The organism is Marinitoga sp. 38H-ov, assembly GCF_011057715.1.
Taxonomy (GTDB): Bacteria; Thermotogota; Thermotogae; order Petrotogales; family Petrotogaceae; genus Marinitoga.
Window position 1 is genome coordinate 1 of the sequence record NZ_LNGH01000014.1, and the last position, 17,309, is coordinate 17,309.

Annotated in this window: 18 protein-coding genes and 1 pseudogene; 2 read left to right on the top strand and 17 right to left on the bottom strand. The window is 24.2% G+C overall.

The genetic code is table 11. From position 1 onward, the window contains the following. The 9 genes and pseudogenes from AS160_RS04725 to AS160_RS11490 form a co-directional block, all read right to left on the bottom strand. Window positions 1-406, bottom strand: a pseudogene (locus AS160_RS04725) (radical SAM protein); the annotation flags it as partial. A gap of 294 nt (window positions 407-700) precedes the next feature. After that, a complete protein-coding gene (locus tag AS160_RS04730) occupies window positions 701-1,444 on the bottom strand; it encodes a hypothetical protein (RefSeq protein WP_165145660.1) in 744 nt (247 codons plus the stop codon). Beyond that, window positions 1,441-2,283, bottom strand: a complete 843-nt coding sequence (locus AS160_RS04735; RefSeq protein ID WP_165145663.1) for an ABC transporter ATP-binding protein — start codon at window positions 2,281-2,283, stop codon at window positions 1,441-1,443. The genes AS160_RS04730 and AS160_RS04735 overlap by 4 nt, the downstream gene beginning before the upstream one ends. Before the next feature lie 127 nt (window positions 2,284-2,410). Continuing rightward, the gene (locus AS160_RS04740; RefSeq protein WP_165145666.1) at window positions 2,411-2,608 is read right to left on the bottom strand and encodes a hypothetical protein; all 198 of its coding nucleotides are present in this window, start codon (window positions 2,606-2,608) and stop codon (window positions 2,411-2,413) included. Between the two features lie 58 nt (window positions 2,609-2,666). After that, entirely contained in the window at window positions 2,667-3,938 is a 1,272-nt protein-coding gene (locus tag AS160_RS04745) for a hypothetical protein (protein WP_165145669.1), read from the bottom strand. A 4-nt stretch (window positions 3,939-3,942) separates the two neighbouring features. Continuing rightward, window positions 3,943-4,236 (bottom strand): SPASM domain-containing protein, encoded by a 294-nt coding sequence (locus AS160_RS04750; protein WP_165145672.1) that lies wholly within the window; start codon window positions 4,234-4,236, stop codon window positions 3,943-3,945. Window positions 4,237-4,258: 22 nt separating this feature from the next. Then, window positions 4,259-4,528, bottom strand: a complete 270-nt coding sequence (locus AS160_RS04755) for a hypothetical protein (RefSeq protein ID WP_165145675.1) — start codon at window positions 4,526-4,528, stop codon at window positions 4,259-4,261. A gap of 171 nt (window positions 4,529-4,699) precedes the next feature. Next, window positions 4,700-5,170 carry a 4Fe-4S cluster-binding domain-containing protein gene (locus AS160_RS04760; RefSeq protein ID WP_165145678.1) on the bottom strand — a complete coding sequence of 157 codons (471 nt, stop codon included), beginning with the start codon at window positions 5,168-5,170 and terminating at the stop codon, window positions 4,700-4,702. A 118-nt stretch (window positions 5,171-5,288) separates the two neighbouring features. Continuing rightward, on the bottom strand, window positions 5,289-5,423 hold the full coding sequence (locus AS160_RS11490) for a hypothetical protein (protein WP_275587738.1): 135 nt from the start codon (window positions 5,421-5,423) through the stop codon (window positions 5,289-5,291). A 277-nt stretch (window positions 5,424-5,700) separates the two neighbouring features. Here AS160_RS11490 and AS160_RS04765 point away from each other — a divergent pair, with 277 nt between their 5' ends. Next, complete coding sequence (locus AS160_RS04765) at window positions 5,701-7,134, top strand: hypothetical protein (protein ID WP_165145681.1); 1,434 nt, start codon at window positions 5,701-5,703, stop codon at window positions 7,132-7,134. Between the two features lie 117 nt (window positions 7,135-7,251). Here the strand turns inward: AS160_RS04765 and AS160_RS04770 are convergent, their stop codons facing one another. From AS160_RS04770 to AS160_RS04800, 8 genes are all read right to left on the bottom strand, one after another. Further along, window positions 7,252-7,902: an ABC transporter ATP-binding protein gene (locus tag AS160_RS04770; RefSeq protein ID WP_165145684.1), complete on the bottom strand. Its 651-nt coding sequence runs from the start codon at window positions 7,900-7,902 to the stop codon at window positions 7,252-7,254. Then, a complete protein-coding gene (locus AS160_RS04775; RefSeq protein WP_165145686.1) occupies window positions 7,902-9,488 on the bottom strand; it encodes an iron ABC transporter permease in 1,587 nt (528 codons plus the stop codon). Before AS160_RS04775 ends, AS160_RS04770 begins: the two co-directional genes overlap by 1 nt. Before the next feature lies 1 nt (window position 9,489). Continuing rightward, entirely contained in the window at window positions 9,490-10,509 is a 1,020-nt protein-coding gene (locus AS160_RS04780; protein ID WP_165145688.1) for a Fe(3+) ABC transporter substrate-binding protein, read from the bottom strand. A gap of 571 nt (window positions 10,510-11,080) precedes the next feature. After that, window positions 11,081-11,200: an ATP-binding protein gene (locus AS160_RS11495; protein WP_277601281.1), complete on the bottom strand. Its 120-nt coding sequence runs from the start codon at window positions 11,198-11,200 to the stop codon at window positions 11,081-11,083. Then, the gene (locus AS160_RS11500) at window positions 11,194-11,610 is read right to left on the bottom strand and encodes an ATP-binding protein (RefSeq protein WP_338037304.1); all 417 of its coding nucleotides are present in this window, start codon (window positions 11,608-11,610) and stop codon (window positions 11,194-11,196) included. Before AS160_RS11500 ends, AS160_RS11495 begins: the two co-directional genes overlap by 7 nt. A gap of 646 nt (window positions 11,611-12,256) precedes the next feature. Beyond that, complete coding sequence (locus AS160_RS04790) at window positions 12,257-12,553, bottom strand: hypothetical protein (protein ID WP_165145690.1); 297 nt, start codon at window positions 12,551-12,553, stop codon at window positions 12,257-12,259. 460 nt (window positions 12,554-13,013) lie between these two features. Further along, on the bottom strand, window positions 13,014-14,597 hold the full coding sequence (locus AS160_RS04795; protein ID WP_165145692.1) for a hypothetical protein: 1,584 nt from the start codon (window positions 14,595-14,597) through the stop codon (window positions 13,014-13,016). A 95-nt stretch (window positions 14,598-14,692) separates the two neighbouring features. Next, window positions 14,693-16,441, bottom strand: a complete 1,749-nt coding sequence (locus AS160_RS04800; RefSeq protein WP_165145694.1) for a M3 family oligoendopeptidase — start codon at window positions 16,439-16,441, stop codon at window positions 14,693-14,695. Between the two features lie 134 nt (window positions 16,442-16,575). Between AS160_RS04800 and AS160_RS04805 the strand changes: the two genes are divergently transcribed. Then, window positions 16,576-17,307, top strand: coding sequence for a metallophosphoesterase (locus tag AS160_RS04805; protein ID WP_165145696.1), 732 nt, complete (start codon window positions 16,576-16,578; stop codon window positions 17,305-17,307). Window positions 17,308-17,309: the final 2 nt, after the last annotated feature.

Here is a 17,309-nt window from a genome sequence, read left to right on the forward strand (position 1 = left end):
TTGATATTATTTTTTTATTCTTGCTTGTGTTAATTATATAATCTGCTATTTCTTCTGCTTTTTCTATTGTCATTATTTTATTTCTCTTTGTTTCATAACAATATACACAATCAAAATTGCATTGGAAAGTTGGAATTATTGTAAACGTCGCTCGAGAATTATCAAATCGCGCTCTATAATTTCTCATTTTTATTTCTTCATATTCATTATAATCTTTTTCTATAATATATCCACCATATTTTAATTGTTCGAATAATTCCTTATCAACTATATTCCCTTTTAATGTTTCTTTTATTTTTTGAACATTTTCACGGTTTACTTCTGCTATTGCTCCTGTTCTTAAGTTAACTAATACCGGAACTTTATCTATTTCTAAAAAGTAATTGTAATATGATTCTTTATACATTTTTTCCACCTGCTATAATAAAGATTTAGTTTTTATTTATTAATTGTAATAATTTTAACAAAAAATATATATAATATAAATAACGTTAATGTAAATCTCTCTTTTCTTAAATTTAATAATTTTACTTATTTATTTTATCAAATGATATGTTTTTATTGTTAATTATTTAATTTATATTATACAATATTTGATATATTCTCTTTGAGAATGAGGTTAAGAAAATTCAGGAGTTTTTTGTGTTCATTTACAAATTCTATTTTCCATTCTATATATTTTTACTAATATCTTTCAAATCTAATATTTTGGTTCATATTTTCTGAAAAATAGATATCCTATCATAAATATTGTTGTTACCATTAATAATGGTATTATTATTTTCCACAAACTAATATACATTATAAATTCTATTCCTTTTGAGGATATTAATTTTCTTGTCATTATATATACAAAATTTAATGGATGATATATTTTATTTTGAACTGGCAATAGGAAATAACTATATATTACAAATAATGATATTATTATTGAAAATAAGTTATTCTTTACAATTGTATATATCATCATTCCCAATAATGCAGTAAACAATATTGCTATTTCATAATTTAAATATGCTACTATTGTTAATGACATCCCTTTTGTATCGGGTTTTCCAATTACTATCATATAGTAATATGTTAATATTATTAGATTATATATACTATATAATGTTGTTATCCAGAATAATGAAATTGATTTTTTTATGTAGAATTTTAATCTTGTATTTTCCATGAATATATATGTGTATAATCTACTTTCTGTTATTTCATGTAATATTTTTATTCCAAGTATTATTGCTATTAATTGTATTAATCCCATAAAGTTCCACATTGTTCCAAAGTATTTTGCTGCTATTATGGATATTGATGGTTTTCCATAATATCCTCTTGCTATCATATAAACTATACCTTTAGCCCTTATTGTTGAAAAGAAATAGTATATTATTAATGATGCTATAAAAAATTTATCTTTTTTTATCTTTTGTATTTCTGCTTTAATCAATTTTTTCCATCTCCTGATGATATTTTTATAAATGTTTTTCCCAGGATAGATGTATTTTTTTCTATATCTTTTATTCTTATTCCATATTGTGTGAGTTTTTCCAATGTTTGCATTATATTGTTGCTTTTTATTATTGTTTTACCCTCTTCTATTTTGTATTCTAACCATTCGGGATATTTCTGTGTTTCTGTAAATATTATATATTCATCATTTTTTTTAAATTCATCTTTTGATAGGATTTTTTTAATTTTTCCATCATGTAATATACCTACTCTGTCTGCCATTTCTTTTGCTTCTGATAATACATGAGTGCTTATTATTATACTTTTTCCTCTTTCTTTTAAATCTTCCATTAATTTAATGAAGTTTTTTCTTTCTATTGGGTCCAATCCTTCTGTTGGTTCATCAAATATGTATATATCTGGATCTATTAATAGTAATATTGAAACCGCAAGCCTTTTTTTCATTCCTGTTGAATATTTACCAACTTTCTTTTTTGCATGTTGTTGTATTCCCGTTATTTTTAAATATTTATCCATACTTTCTTTGTTTATTTTTTTATATATTGATGATGTTATATATTTTATGTTTTCGTATGCATTCATATTTTTCATAAATTGTGGTTCTTCTACAAAACCCAATAGTTTTTTGCCTTTTTTTATTTTTATTTCACCTTCATCTGGATTATATACTTTTGTTAATATATAAAATAGTGTTGATTTCCCTGCTCCATTTTCTCCTAATATTACAAATTTTTCCTCTTCTTTTACATCAAAGTTTATTCCTTTTAAAACTTCTTTTTCTTTAAACTTCTTTTTTATGTTTTTTATATCTATCATTTTTTCACCACCAATTTCAACATTTTTTATATTTTGTATTTCTAAATATTTTATGTTAAAATTATAATGTTTTTTAAAGTTTTTAATAAAAAATATCCATAGGGTTGTGGCTGGAAAAGTAAGTTTATTATTCTGGAATATCTATATTATTACCAGTGCAGTGATCGACATTACATATATCTGTTGGTTTACAATCTCCCAAATCAATAGTAAAACAACCATCTGTTAAACTACATGTTCCACCATCATAACCACTACAATAATCTAAAATGCAATTTTCAATTTGGTTATTGCTTTTTAATTTAACAATTTTTATATGTTCCATAAAGGTTCAACTCCGCTATAAATAACTTTTCCAGCCACAGAATTTAAAATTCATATTTTTATTCAAGTTTTAATTCATAAACTTCAAATATAAAAAGATTTTTATCTTCTTTTTTTTCTATTTCGTTTAATACACCATAATACTTATCTTTCATTTTAAAAAAATGTATTGCTTTATTCAAAATTTTATTTATGTTACCTGTTTCAAGATTTATTTTATAAATGTTTCCATTAAAAAGAAATATTTCAAATTGATTTTGTAAGTTCAAACTAACTTTAAAAGGTGTATTTGAACAGAGAAATATAACATAATCGGATTTTTTTAGTTCTTTTTCCCATAATATTTTAAATTTATTGTCTATTATTTTTCCTAATATTATTTTTGTTGTACTATCTTCCTGCACTTCTATTAATATTTTTTCATTTTTATAGGTATAATAATGATAATTTATATTTCCTTCTTTCAAAAATTGATATATTTCTTCCATATTTATATTTTCTATTTTATTATTATCAAGATTATATCTTTTTATATTTATTTTTCCCCCATAATTACCAAAATATACATATTTTTCATCTTGATATATATATGTATAATAGTTCATATCTGAAAATGTTTTTTCATCTTTTTTTATTAATTCATAGTTTTTTGCATCAAATGTGTGTTTTAACTTTATATATTTACTGTTTGAACCAAAAAAAGATGTCACACTTTTTTCTGGTATTGTTTCGAATATATATAGTTTATCTTTATACTTTGCCATTTCTAATATCCCTGAAAAATCTTTTAATGTTATTAATTCTTTATACCAGTTTAAATCTATATCCACTATCATTACCTTTCGTTCTGATTCATTTATGCCTACACTCATTATTATTTTATCTTTCAATTCATAATCGATTGTAGCTGCAAATGACTTTACTCCTAAATTAAGCTTTTTGTTAAATATATATTTTCCTTCTTTTTTTATATATTCATTTATTTCCATATCTCCATTTTTTTCATTTCCACATATTATCCAGAATTTATTTTCAAATGCATATGTTGTTATTAATGTTGCACCTGTTAAATTATTAATTTCATATAGTGCTGGAGATTCCTTTTTTATTATTTGTTTTGTATCAGATTTTAATGAATATATTAATATTTCAAATTCTTTTCCTTTTGCAACTATTGGTGTAATTATTACTTCGTCTTTTGTAAATGATAGAACTGGTTTTATATTTTTTTTGCCGTCCAATTTAATTTTTTTTATTATTGTCAAATTTTCAGAAAGCAATAGAACTGATATTGCTAACATAAATAAAATCATTAATATATTTCTTTTCATTTTATCATCTCCCTACTTTTAATTTTTCTACTCCTATTTTTGTTAGGGCGCAAGAAATACTTCGGCTTTTGCTTTTTGTTAATAATTCATATGGGCATCCACCATCGCATATATTTCTCAATTCGCATAAACCGCAATCTTCTTCTATTTTTTTAACTACTTTCTTATAAAATTCCTTTTTATAGTTAATAAATTCTTCCCATTGCATCCCCACTTCTCCAAGTTCATAGTCTTTTTCACCTGTGAATCTCTGGCATGGGTACATTTTTCCATCTATATCTATTGATACTATTCCCAACCCCGCTCCACATGGATATTTTTTAATTTCTCCTTTTTTTATAGTTTCCCATACTCCACTTATATTTAACGGGATAACCTTTTATCTTTTTTTCTATTATTTCTTCAACTTCTTTGTATAATTTTTTCTTTTCTTTTTCTGTCCATTTTTTTGTGTAAGGGTATGATGCAATCGCAAAAGAATAGCCACCAACATTTAGCTCTTTTATAAAATGTTCTGCTATTTTTTTAATTTCTATTTTCTGATTTGTTACTGTTGCTCTAACGTTTAACTTTTTTCTTTTTTCCAGCATTAACTCTATATTTTCTGCTATTTTTTCATATGATCCCTTTCCTCCAACAAATGTCCTTTGAAAATTTTATATATACTCACAACCATCTATACTTAATGTTAATGAAAAATTTTCTTTGATTAAAAAGTCTATTATTTCTTTATCCATTATCATCCCATTAGTGGTTATTGACTATCCAATCTTTTTGTTATATTTCTTTCCTAATTTTTTTGATAATGCCACGCTTTCTTTTATTTTTTTGAATTCAAGTAATGGTTCTCCGCCAAAAAACGTTATTGTTATTTTTTTCTTTTTTGTATTTGAAAATATATATTCTAAACTTTCTTTTATCAATTTCATATTCATACTTTCTGGTTTCTCTTTATGAGCATAGCAGTATATACATTCAAGATTAAATGCTTTTGTTATATTTAATATAATATTTGATGGTTCAAATATTATGTCTGAATTATAGAATTTTTCGCTTTCTTTTATTTTTTTATTGATTATATTTTTTAATGTTTTTATATCTTTTTCAACATCTTTATTTTTTTTATTTTCTGTAAGATGTGAATAGGCTATTTCATCTAGTTTGACTAATGTTACACTATCAAGGTCAAATAGATACTTTCTTTTATTATTTTGATAGAGTTTATATTTCATTTTTTTCCTTTCTTTTTAATATTAAAAATGTATTGTATCATAAAACCTTATATGCTATAATTTAAATGTATTCTACAAATAACTAGTATAAAGCTTTTAGTTTTCATATGATATCTTATTATCCTCTAGAATTTTCAATTTGAACTTGAAGATTAGTTGAATGAGTAGTTGAATTACTTTTATCATCACCACCATATACCATTGTTGAAGATAATATTATGATTGCCATTATTAATATAATTATTTTTTTCATTTTTCCCCCCTCATTTATCTTAGCATTTCTCATATGACTGTCAAGTGTTTCTTTTGTAGCCTGAAATTAGCTTTTTATAAACATTTTAAACTGCAATATCATTTTTAATAAATGGTAATATTTTAGACATATAACTTCAACTTCTGAAATTCTTTATTTTGGATATTTATATATTTTTAAGTAACTATTATGTAACAAAATGTAACTTAACCTTAATTAAATATCATTCTTTAATTTTTTGTTTCAATATTTATAATTTTTATTTAAGAGGTGTTTTATGAAACATTATTCCTTAAATAAATTAATTGATATTATAGAATATGGAGCTTTTTCTAAACCTATTGTGAATTATATTTTAACTAATACTGAGGATGAAGATTTGGTTTATTATCTTTTATGCTTAAAATCCATTTGGAAAAACAAACATAGAGAAGCTTTTAAATATGCCGATCTCGTTACTACTACTACTACTACTACTACAATTTTAAATGAACTTGCTACTCTTGAAAAAATTAGTATTTTATTTAATAATAATAAAATTAAAAAAGCTAATATTGAACTAAGTAAGATTAAAAATAATATTCAATCTCTTAATAAAAAAGCAAGAAAAATTATTATTCCTGCTTTGAGATTTATGGAAATAAGATTTTCAAATTTAATTGATGAAAATCTTGTTAGATATTGGAGTGAAGAGTATGAAAGTAGTTATGCACAGAAATCATTATTAAAATATTCTGAAGCCAGAAAATATTTAAATAATAAAGATTTTCATAAAGCTTTTGATTTATTTATTGAAGGGTTTAATTTTGCAAAAAGGTTTCCTCATCCCACAATGATATGTTCTGGATTGAATAATGCAGCATGGTGGATAAGAGAAGTAGATAAGAAGAAAGCGTTAATTGCTGCTGATTTATTAGAATATTACATCGGTTATTATTTTGAAGACTTATTTAAAATTTATAATTGGTTTGATACTATTTTTGATGTTTTTTTTATTAATAATTATATTGGTTTATATGAAATTTCAAGAATTGTGAATGAATTAAAAAATAATATAAATGTTGATAATAAATTTAATAAAGATTTTTATGATCGTTCAAATAAAAAACATATTAGTTTTTTATTTAAGAATAACATTAACCAAATTATGACTATATTTGATCTCAATTTTCCAATAGTATTTTTAGCAACATATTCATCATTAATAGAAAAACCATATTTTACAAAAAGTCGGATTTTGAAGTTGATTTTTGAAAGAGATAAAGATAAAATCATTAAATTTTTCTCAAGTAATTATGAGAAGATGTACTTTTTTAATTTAATGCTATCAAATTTTCAAGAAGAAAATTTGATAAATAATATTAATAATAAGAACTATGACTTTCTAAAGTCTACCAGAAGTAGTCTATTTTATATCGCGAGAAAAAACTTAATTTTAAAGCTATTAAAGAATATAAGAAATAAAAAAGAATTTATTGTTCATTATTTTAATTTATCTGATAGCGAAAAAAATATTTTTGATATCTTTTTAAGAAATTGTGTCCGTTACGATATTAAATGGCCTATTATTCCAAAAGTTGATGGTAATTTGAAATCTTTTGCTTTGAAGTACAATATTACTCAAAAACGAGTTGCTTTAGGATATTATTCTTTTGAAGACAATGAAAGACTTTTTCTTGATTCTATTATTGAGAAGTTTTTGAAAATATAAATTTTATTAAGTTTCCTAAAATTTTTTGTGTAATATTAATGGTCAAACTATTTTAGTAGATGTTGGATTGTCAAAATTCCCATTATAATCAAAAAGAGAAGCAGTATGCTTCTCTTTTTATGTATATATTTCTTCGGGAATGCCAGTGAATGTTATTTTTCCATTTTCTATAATGATAATTCTATCTGCCAAAGCGAGAGCGTCGTTCCTATCATGCGTAACTAAAATAGTAGTAATTCCTGCTTCATATAATATTTCTTTTAAATCATTTCTTATTTTATCTTTTAGTATTTCATCTAAATTACTAAATGGTTCGTCCAACAATAGTAGCCTCGGATTAGTAGCAAGAGTTCTCGCAAGAGCTAGTCTTTGTTGTTGACCACCACTTAATTCATATGGATATCTATTTTCATATCCTTCCAAATTTACTAATTTCAACATTTCTTGCGTTTTACCTTTTTTTGCAAATTCTATATTTTCTTTTACTGTCATATGAGGAAATAAAGCATAATCCTGAAAAACAAAACCTATATTTCTTTTTTCAGGCAATACAAAATGTTTTTTAGAAGTCAATACTTTATCTTCTAATCTAACAATTCCTTTTTGTGGTTTTTCAAACCCCGCAATTATTCTTAAAATAGTACTTTTACCACTTCCGCTTTCTCCTACTATAGCTACAGTTTCACCTTTTTTTATTTGGAAATCAATTCCTTTTAATATATATTCTTTATCGTATTTAAACCAAATATCTTCTAGATATAAAAACATTATTTATCATCTCCTGTTATCTTTCGCAAAATCATAATAAATATAAATATGATAATTATTATTGTTAATGAAGCGACTGAAGCTTCATGTATCATTTCATCATTTGCATATTCAAATACTTTTGTAGCTAATGTATCAAAATTAAATGGTCTAAGTATAAGCGTTAAAGGTAATTCTTTTATTATCTCAATAAAAGAAAAAATGAATGCACTAATAATAGCAGGTTTAATCATAGGAACATCTACTTTTAAAAATGTATAGAAAAAAGATTTTCCTAAACTTCTTGAAGCTTCATGATAACTTTTACCATTTTTTTCAAAATTTGCATCTATTGGACTATATGCAATATTTAAAAATCTAACAATATATGCATATATTAACATTAATATCGAAGAAGATAATAATAATTTTGTTCTTAATCCTAATAGATTATATAATGGGTATAAACTTTTATCTAAGTTTATAAAAAATACTATAACACCTACTGCAATTACTGCTCCTGGTATTGAATATCCCATAGTTGCTAATTTTGATAATATCTTTGAGTTTTTTCTGCTAAATCTTATAGTATCAGAAATAATTAAAGCTGTAATTATTATTAATATTGCACTAATAAAAGAAATAAATAAGGAATTAAAAGTTAATTCTAAAAATTTTATATTTGTATTTTTATATGAAAATATACTCCATTGTATTAATTGCATTACTGGTAATAAAAAAGATAATAATATTACAATAACATAAAAAGACATTACAAAAAACAACTGTATTCCTTTCAAACTCCTTCTTTTTATAGGTTTCTTATTTTTAGTAAAATACGATCTATTTTGCCTTAAATATTTTTCTAAAGATAATATTATAAAGACAAATAATAACATTACAGCCGATAATTTAATAGCCGTATTAATATCTCCTAATGAAAACCATGCTTTAAAAATACCTGTACTAAATGTTGGTATACCAAAATACTTTACAACACCATAATCATTTAAAACTTCCATAAGTACAAGGCTAGTCCCGCCAACAATAGCGGGTCTAGCCAAGGGAAGAATTATTTTAAAAAATGTTGTTAGAATGTTTTTACCTAAAGATTGAGATGCTTCAATAATCCCTGTAATTTGCTTTGAAAAAAAAGATTTTACTGTTAAATATATATATGGGAATAAGAATATTGAGAATATAAATACTGCACCTGGAATTGACATTATATCTAATAAATATGACTTACCTTTAAATTCAGTATATTTCATTAAAAAGGTTTGTATAGTACCTGTATAACTTAACATACCTGCATATACATATGCTCCTATAAAAGGTGGTATTGTTAATGGTAAAACTAATGCCCATTCAATTGCTTTTCTATATGGAAACTCATAATAACTAACAAACCAAGCACTTAATACACCTAATATAGATGAAAGTATAGCTGTTCCAAATATTAATTTCAAAGAATTAATAACATAATCTTTTAATAAATAATCATATATATGTTTCCAGTTTTGATTAGAAGGCAAAATTAAATTATATAAGACTATAAATATTGGTATAGAAATAATCAAAACTAAAAGAAACGTTGTCTTTTTCATATTATTTCCATCCTGCTTTATCCATTATTTCAACAGCTTTTGAATTATACTCACCTAATAATGTCAAATCTATACCTTGTGGCTCAAAACTACCAAATGATTTTAAAAATTCTGATGGTTCTACCTCAGGATTTGCAGGATATTCATAATTTGCTTCAGCATATAATTCTTGTGCATCTTTACTTGTTAAAAATTCCAATAATTTAATAGCATTTTCTTTATTTTTTGCATACTTTACTACTCCAGCCCCACTAACATTTATATGTGTTTTTTCTGGAAAGTGTAATTTAACTTTTTTAGCAGCTTCTATTTGCTGAGGATCAGAAGAATTTAACATTTTACCCATATAATATGTATTTATAACGGCAATATCTCCTTCACCTGCTGCAACACCAATTACTTGAGCCCTATCATTTCCTTGTGGCTCTCTAGCCATATTTGCTACAATTCCTTTAGCCCAATTATATGCCCATTCTTCACCATATATAGCAATGAAAGAAGCTACTAAAGATTGATTGTATATATTTGAAGAAGATCTAATTAATATTCTTCCTTTCCATTCAGGATTTATTAAGTCACCATATGTTTTTATTTTAGAAATATCTACTCTTTCTGGTGCATATGCTAATACTCTCGCGCGCATTGTTAATGCATACCAATAATTATCTCTATCTCTTAATTTATTAGGAATGTTTTTAACCAATATATCTGTTGCTACAGGTTGTAATAATCCCATTGTTTTTGCTCTATGTAATCTACCAACATCTGCAGTAATAAATAAATCTGCGTTTGTATCCTCTCCTTCATTTTTTATTCTCTCTATTAATTCATCTTCTCCAGCTTTAATTACATTAACTTTGATTCCAGTAACCTTTGTAAATTCATCATATAACTTTTGATCAGTATCATAATGTCTACTAGTATATACATTTACTTCTCCACCTTGACCATACCCAAACATACCTGCAAAGATATTTAATGAAACTAATACTAAAGTAATAATAACGGCAAACTTTTTCATTTTGCAACCTCCTTTAATATTTTAAATTATATTTTTCACATTGCGAATTAATTATAACAAATTTTGTCATATTATTGGCTAAGAAAAAATTACACATCAAATATATTTTTTTGTAACAATTAGAACTTTTTTACATAATATATAAATAAAATTAAAACAATAGAAAAATAAACACCCCTGCCAATATGGGGTGTTTTTATAATTCTTTATTTAATAGACTTTTGTTAATTAATATATTTGTAACATTTTTTACTTATTCTTAATAAACAAATATAAATTTGAAATTATTATAATAATTAACTTATCCAAAAATTTTCCAATATTTATTATAATCTGGTCATACCAAAGAATTTTGGGCTATAAAAGTCAACATCAGAATGTTAAAAAAAGGGAAAATAAAAATGTACAAAAAAAGAATTAAGAATTAGAAACGAAATTCGATGAGGAATTAGCAAAAAACTCCATTTTTTCTTTTAACCTTATGATTCGCCTTTTATAGATATAATATGAGAATGATGCAATAGTCTATCTAATATTGCTTGAGCTAACATAGGTGTTCCAAATATTTCACTTATAAAGGCATATTTGTTGTTATTATTGTACTGTGCTTTTCGTATCTTTTTGATATTAATTGGAAAAATAATGCATCTGTATCAATTGGTAAATATCCTATTTCATCAATTATTAACACTTTGTATTTTGCAAAATACCAGTTTCTAATCTGTTTTCTTTGTGAGCTTTTTTCAGTTGTGACATTAAATCTTGAAAATGAATAAAATATGTTGAATATCTATGTTTTGCACATTCAATTCCTATGGAGACGGCAAGATGTGTCTTGCCAACTCCTGGAGCTCCTACAAATAATATATTTTCATTATTTTCTACAAATCTTAAGCTTTTTAAGTCTAATATTTCTTGTTTGTTTATTCCTGGTTGAAATTCAAAATCAAAATCTTCTATTCTTAATGGAAAATTTGCTACTTTTACACATGCATTCATTGCTCTTTTTTCTTTAGCTTTTACTTCTAATTCGCTTAATTCATATAATGCATCTATTACACTTTTTTCTCCAATATTTATTAAATCTAAATATTTATCTATATTATTTTAGACTGTCCAAAAAGTCTAAGGACCGAAAAATTAGAAATCTTTTTTAAATTATAACCATGGAAAAGATTAAAGAGAACAATTAAATAATAAAACAACAATACCAGCAAAAGTTAAATAATTTCTATTTCTAACATACCAAAAATACTCAGTTCCAAAATTGTATCCATAATGCCATTTACGCATTCTATTTCCCAACGTAGTTTATAATCATCTTTAAATACTTTTCAATTTCATAACATATCTATTATATGATTCATAATATTTAGTATTCCTGTTATTCAAATCAATAACAGGAATATCTAAGATTTTATTTTTGAAAAAATATCGTATGAATCATATGCAGCATCTAATAATATTTTTAAAATAGATTTAATTGAAATAAATAAATCATCAAAGAATTTTGACATAGATGCTTTTTCTACAGTAAAATCAAGAACAAAATCATTCTTAACATCTAAAGATAAATAAAGTTTTTTACCAAATTCTTTTTCTTTAGTAGTATATGTAAAACCAAATTCTTTTTTATTAGATGTAGCTTTGGCTTTATCATGACTTACATGGGTTAATAATATTAGCGTCTATTGCAGCATGAGATTTGTGCAGCTTCATATTATTATATATCCAATTAAATCACTATTTATTTTTCTAAAGTAATTGTTCTATATAAGATGGTTTGAAAAGAAGGTATATCTTCTATTCCTATTAAAGATAAAAATTCAGGATGGTCACGAAATAAATTTTCAGATTTTCTATATGATAATTTTGCCATCTTCAATAATATTAATATTTTTAAAATAGATTTATCTGAGTATTTTTTTCTTCTACCAAAAGAATAATTTTGTTCTTTAAAAAATATATCGATGATATTAAAAACAAAAATATTTTCATTTTTAACAAAAGAAGCTTTGATTTTTCTATACTTTTGTGTTAGCATTGAATTGGGCACTCCTATTTAGTTTTTTCGCTCAATTCAATGTTTCGGCATAGAATTAAGGGTGCATATTTTTATTTCCTTACTTTTGGACACCCTATTAAATACATTAAATTCATATTCATTAACATTTTTATCATGTAATTTTATATTCTCTTTCCAATCTACTTGTACTTGCACACCTGTAATGTTTCAAATCTAGGATGTCCCTTTATGTTTTTCTTTGACATCAACTCCTTTCTTTTTACTAAATTTCTCATCTGCTAAGGTTTTGTTCCTTTTATTCAATTATATATTTATTGTTACTTCGCTTATGCTATATTCGTTATTTAAATAATAACCTTTTTTCTATTTTTTGTTATTAAATTCATCACTATATATTTTATCACTTCAACTAACATTATAAAAAAAATTAATATAATAAATAAAAAAGGCACGATTAACGTGCCTTGAAAAAATATTATCATTTAATAATTTCATACTCTTTATCATCAATTTTAATACTTCCTAAATTAATTAGAACATCATGTTCAATACCATTAACATTATATTTACCCTCAAATTTAATTCCATCAAATGTTCCTTCAAATATTCCATAATCTGTTACAAAAGTTACATCTATTGTATTTTGGCCTTTTCCTTTTACCAACATTATTTTTGTGTTATTATCTAATGATTTAACTTCTTCTCCATCAGTCGCCTCAAATTTCCATTCATCTAAATTATTTCTGTAGAATTTAACATTATATTTATATGTTCTATCGTATACAACATCTGTTGCTGTCATAGTTCCTTCAAATTTATTTGTTGAAGTTTGTTTAACATTTATAACTTCTTGGTAGTACATATTATTCTTTGATATAGGATCATTATCTTTCTTATTTATCCATAAATAATATTTCTTTACATAATTCAAACCATCATTATCAGTAGATATTTCTAATTCATTAATAAACTTATTTCCTATAGAACCATTTATTTTAATAAATCCGTATTCTCCAATTTCTCTATCTCCATTATCGTTTAATTCTTGTTTAAACATTTGATATAATTTAAGAGGATAATTTCCACCTCCATTATTGTCATCTGAAATATATAATTTACCATAACCATTATTATCTCTCTCAAAATAAATTCTTGCTGACTCTATTTTCTTGTATTTCATATCATCATTTGAATATATTTCAGATTTAGTTTTTGAATACCAATTAACTGTGGAATCACCAGTCGTATATTCTAAATCATCTAATTTATTTGGAAATGAAAATGAATTTAAATTATCTAAAACATTTTTTGTAATTATAGAATTTAAATTAACTTTAACATCTGAATTTGCTTCCTTTACTTCTTCCCTTTCGTATTCTCCATTATAATAACTCACAAAATTTAAACCTTTTATCTTATTATTGGTATTTTCTTCAACAAATCCTACTAATCCCCATCCATTACTTGGAATTACATAATTTTCTTCCCTATATTTATATGATTCAGGAACAGCAGGATAAATGAATAGTTGAACCCAAAAATAAGGAGCTTCATCTACATTATCATTAGCATTTTCAACTAGCGGCGTTAAAACAAAATATGTATTAAATTGTGTACTATCATTATATCCTTTTAACATTTTATCTGGATCATTGTCAGCGCCTTTAGGAAATACTTTATGTTCATTTTTTATAAAATACATTTTGTCGTTAATATTAACTCCACTATACTTAGATAATCTATTTGGTTTATTATCCTTTTTCTCGCCTTTATCATTATTTGCATATAATTCCGAAGGTGTCATAATTTCTCCATTTTTTTGTAAATAATCATTAAATGGGGTTCTATCTGCAGTTATAGTTCTTGTAATACTACCAGCCTTTAAATTTAAAAACTCAAAAGTATCTATCAATGATCTATAGTCATTTAGCTTGTGTAAATTACTTGCAAATTGAAATTCTGGGTCCATTTGATTATTAACCTCAGGTTTTTCTTTTACCAAACAACTACTTAATAATATTACTAATAGCAAGGTACTTAAAACTACTAATAGCCTTTTCATAATATCCCTCCTAAGATAAATTAATATTTTATTGTATATAATATTATAAATTTTATAATATTTTTTTGATTTTAGTGTTATTTTTATATTACAAATTATAATTTATTAATTAATTCTCTTTCTACAAATTTAAATCCTTTTTCCCAAAATTCTCTTTTTGTTATATCAATACCTAATTTGGACAATAATACTTCTGGAGCATCATTACCACCACTTGATAACAATTCTTTATATTTTGGTACAAAAGATTTTCCTTCTTCTAAATACTTTTCATATAATGCAATTACTAATAAATTAGCGAAATTATATGCATATACATAGAAAGGAACGCCTATCATATGTGGAATAGAACTCCACTCATATTTGTATTCTTCTGTAATTTTTACAGAATCTCCAAACATGATTTTTAATTCTTTTTCATATAGATTGGATAATTCCTCCCATGTAGCCATACCATTTTCATCAATCATTTGATGTGATTGAATTTCAAATCTTGCAAACATATTTTGTCTAAACATAGTTGCAAACATATCTTCTATTTTTGAGGCAATAAACATTTTTCTTTCGTCTTCTTCTAATTCTTTTAATAATTTATCCATTACTAACATTTCACCAAAAACAGATGCAACTTCTGCCATAGTTAATGGTGTATGATAATTCAAAAGAGTTTGTTTTGAAGATAATGTTCCATGAACTCCATGTCCTAACTCATGAGCTAAAGTCATAACATCTCTCATATTACCAGTATAATTCATTAAAATAAATGGCTTATAATTTGGTATATTATATGAACAGAACGCTCCACCTCTTTTACCAGGTACAATTTCTGAATGTATTCTATTTTCATCAAAGAATGATTTCACTATATCTCCAATTTCCTTGTCAAATTCATAATATGATTCTAATACCATTTCTTTAGCTTTTTCAAATGAGATATCTTTTTTTACTGGATCTAATGGTGCATAAATATCAGCTAAAGTTAATTCATGTCCTAAATATTTTTCTTTCCACTTATAATATCTATGAACCATAGGTGTTTGTTCTGTTGTTACCTCTATAACCATATCAACAATTTCATCATTTACTTCATTTGCCATATTTCTCATTGAAATAGGCTTTGGATATTTCCTTAATTTGCTTTCAGTATCATAATATTTTGCAACAGAATTAAATGTACTTTCTAATACAATTTTATCCTCACTATATCTTTCAAAAAACATTTTCATAGCTTTTCTTCTTAATTCCTTATTAGGACTTTGTCTTAAAGCTCTAATTTGTGGTCCTGTCATTTTTTTAACTTCACCATCAATTTCTATTTCAAAATTATATGAAGAAGTCAATTTTTCATATAATAAATCAAATGCTTCTCTCCCTGCTGGTTGTAATGCAGATAATACCATTTCAGCATCTTCACTTAATACATGAGGTTTTTCTTTTATTAATTTTTCCATAACATGCTTATAATCTTTTAATTCTTCAGAGTTCTTCCATTTCTCTAACTTTTCTATTGGATGACTGAGTAAAACAGGTCTCCAAAAAGATAATTCTATTTCCCCTTTAGTTAAATAATCTTGCCCCATAGCAACAAGTTTTTGTGCTTCTTTATTTTGTGTATTTTCAGCATATAACAAATGTGCATATTGTATTGCAAAATAAGGCTTTTCAATAACCTTTTCTAAATCTGCAAAAAAATTTCTTATATCTTTTGCAGTCAAATCATCTGAAGAGAGTACATTATAATATTTTTCCTTTAAATTTTTTGCATTAATTACTGCACTTTCAAAATCCTTTTTTATTTGTATATCTTCTGGAGAATCATAAAAAAAAGATAAATCCCATTTCATAATATTTCCTCCTTAAATTAATATAATTTTTCTATATATTAATATTATAACACTTAATTAATAATATTGCAATACAAAAAACGAGTAATATAATAAACGTTTTTTGATATAATAAAAAAGAAAGGAAGGTTAATATGCTAGATATAGTTGCAGTATCAGATGAAGAACGAGTTTATATATCAAATAAAATAAAAAATTGTGATATTTTATTAGGATGTGGAGATTTATCTCCAGGTTATCTTGATTTTTTAATGAATATATTAAAACCAAAAATAAGTTTAATGATATATGGCAATCATGATAAAAAATATTTTAAAAATTTGTACAATGTAGAGTTAACTGGTTTTTCAAAAACTTATAAAGGATTAGAAATTATACATCAGGATATTATAAATTTAAAAAATAAATTAAATATTAATAAAAACGTTTATATTAGTGGTTTTTCAGGAGCATATTCATATGGAAAAAAACCTTTTCATTTTTCTGAAAAGGATGCAAAAATATTTAAAAGAATATTAGGGCGCAAAAAGGCTTTTAAATTAATAAAAGATATTGATATTATTATTACTCATTCACCGCCTGGATTAGAAAATTTATTTGAAAAAGACATAAGCGCATTTCACAAAGGTTCTAGTATTATGGCTAATATTTATATGAAATATTTTCCTAAAATTTGGTTCTACGGTCACATACATCCCAGATATACAGATCAAATTCTTAATTTTAGAATTCATTATAAAAATAAAATATCTTATTTATTAAATTCAGTTCCATATAAATATGTTAGATATGATGAAGAAAAAAAAGAAGTTGTTGAAATTATAGGTGAAGAAAAAAAAATAAAATTTAAAGATATTTATTTTTAACG

Bases quoted from the DNA above. Each gene is read 5' to 3' on its own strand.
- AS160_RS04735 (WP_165145663.1), bottom strand. From the start codon at position 2,283: ATGATAGATATAAAAAACATAAAAAAGAAGTTTAAAGAAAAAGAAGTT.
- AS160_RS04740 (WP_165145666.1), bottom strand. From the start codon at position 2,608: ATGGAACATATAAAAATTGTTAAATTAAAAAGCAATAACCAAATTGAA.
- AS160_RS04745 (WP_165145669.1), bottom strand. From the start codon at position 3,938: ATGAAAAGAAATATATTAATGATTTTATTTATGTTAGCAATATCAGTT.
- AS160_RS04755 (WP_165145675.1), bottom strand. From the start codon at position 4,528: ATGCTGGAAAAAAGAAAAAAGTTAAACGTTAGAGCAACAGTAACAAAT.
- AS160_RS04760 (WP_165145678.1), bottom strand. From the start codon at position 5,170: ATGAAATATAAACTCTATCAAAATAATAAAAGAAAGTATCTATTTGAC.
- AS160_RS11490 (WP_275587738.1), bottom strand. From the start codon at position 5,423: ATGAAAAAAATAATTATATTAATAATGGCAATCATAATATTATCTTCA.
- AS160_RS04765 (WP_165145681.1), top strand. From the start codon at position 5,701: ATGAAACATTATTCCTTAAATAAATTAATTGATATTATAGAATATGGA.
- AS160_RS04770 (WP_165145684.1), bottom strand. From the start codon at position 7,902: ATGTTTTTATATCTAGAAGATATTTGGTTTAAATACGATAAAGAATAT.
- AS160_RS04775 (WP_165145686.1), bottom strand. From the start codon at position 9,488: ATGAAAAAGACAACGTTTCTTTTAGTTTTGATTATTTCTATACCAATA.
- AS160_RS04780 (WP_165145688.1), bottom strand. From the start codon at position 10,509: ATGAAAAAGTTTGCCGTTATTATTACTTTAGTATTAGTTTCATTAAAT.
- AS160_RS04790 (WP_165145690.1), bottom strand. From the start codon at position 12,553: ATGCTAACACAAAAGTATAGAAAAATCAAAGCTTCTTTTGTTAAAAAT.
- AS160_RS04795 (WP_165145692.1), bottom strand. From the start codon at position 14,597: ATGAAAAGGCTATTAGTAGTTTTAAGTACCTTGCTATTAGTAATATTA.
- AS160_RS04800 (WP_165145694.1), bottom strand. From the start codon at position 16,441: ATGAAATGGGATTTATCTTTTTTTTATGATTCTCCAGAAGATATACAA.
- AS160_RS04805 (WP_165145696.1), top strand. From the start codon at position 16,576: ATGCTAGATATAGTTGCAGTATCAGATGAAGAACGAGTTTATATATCA.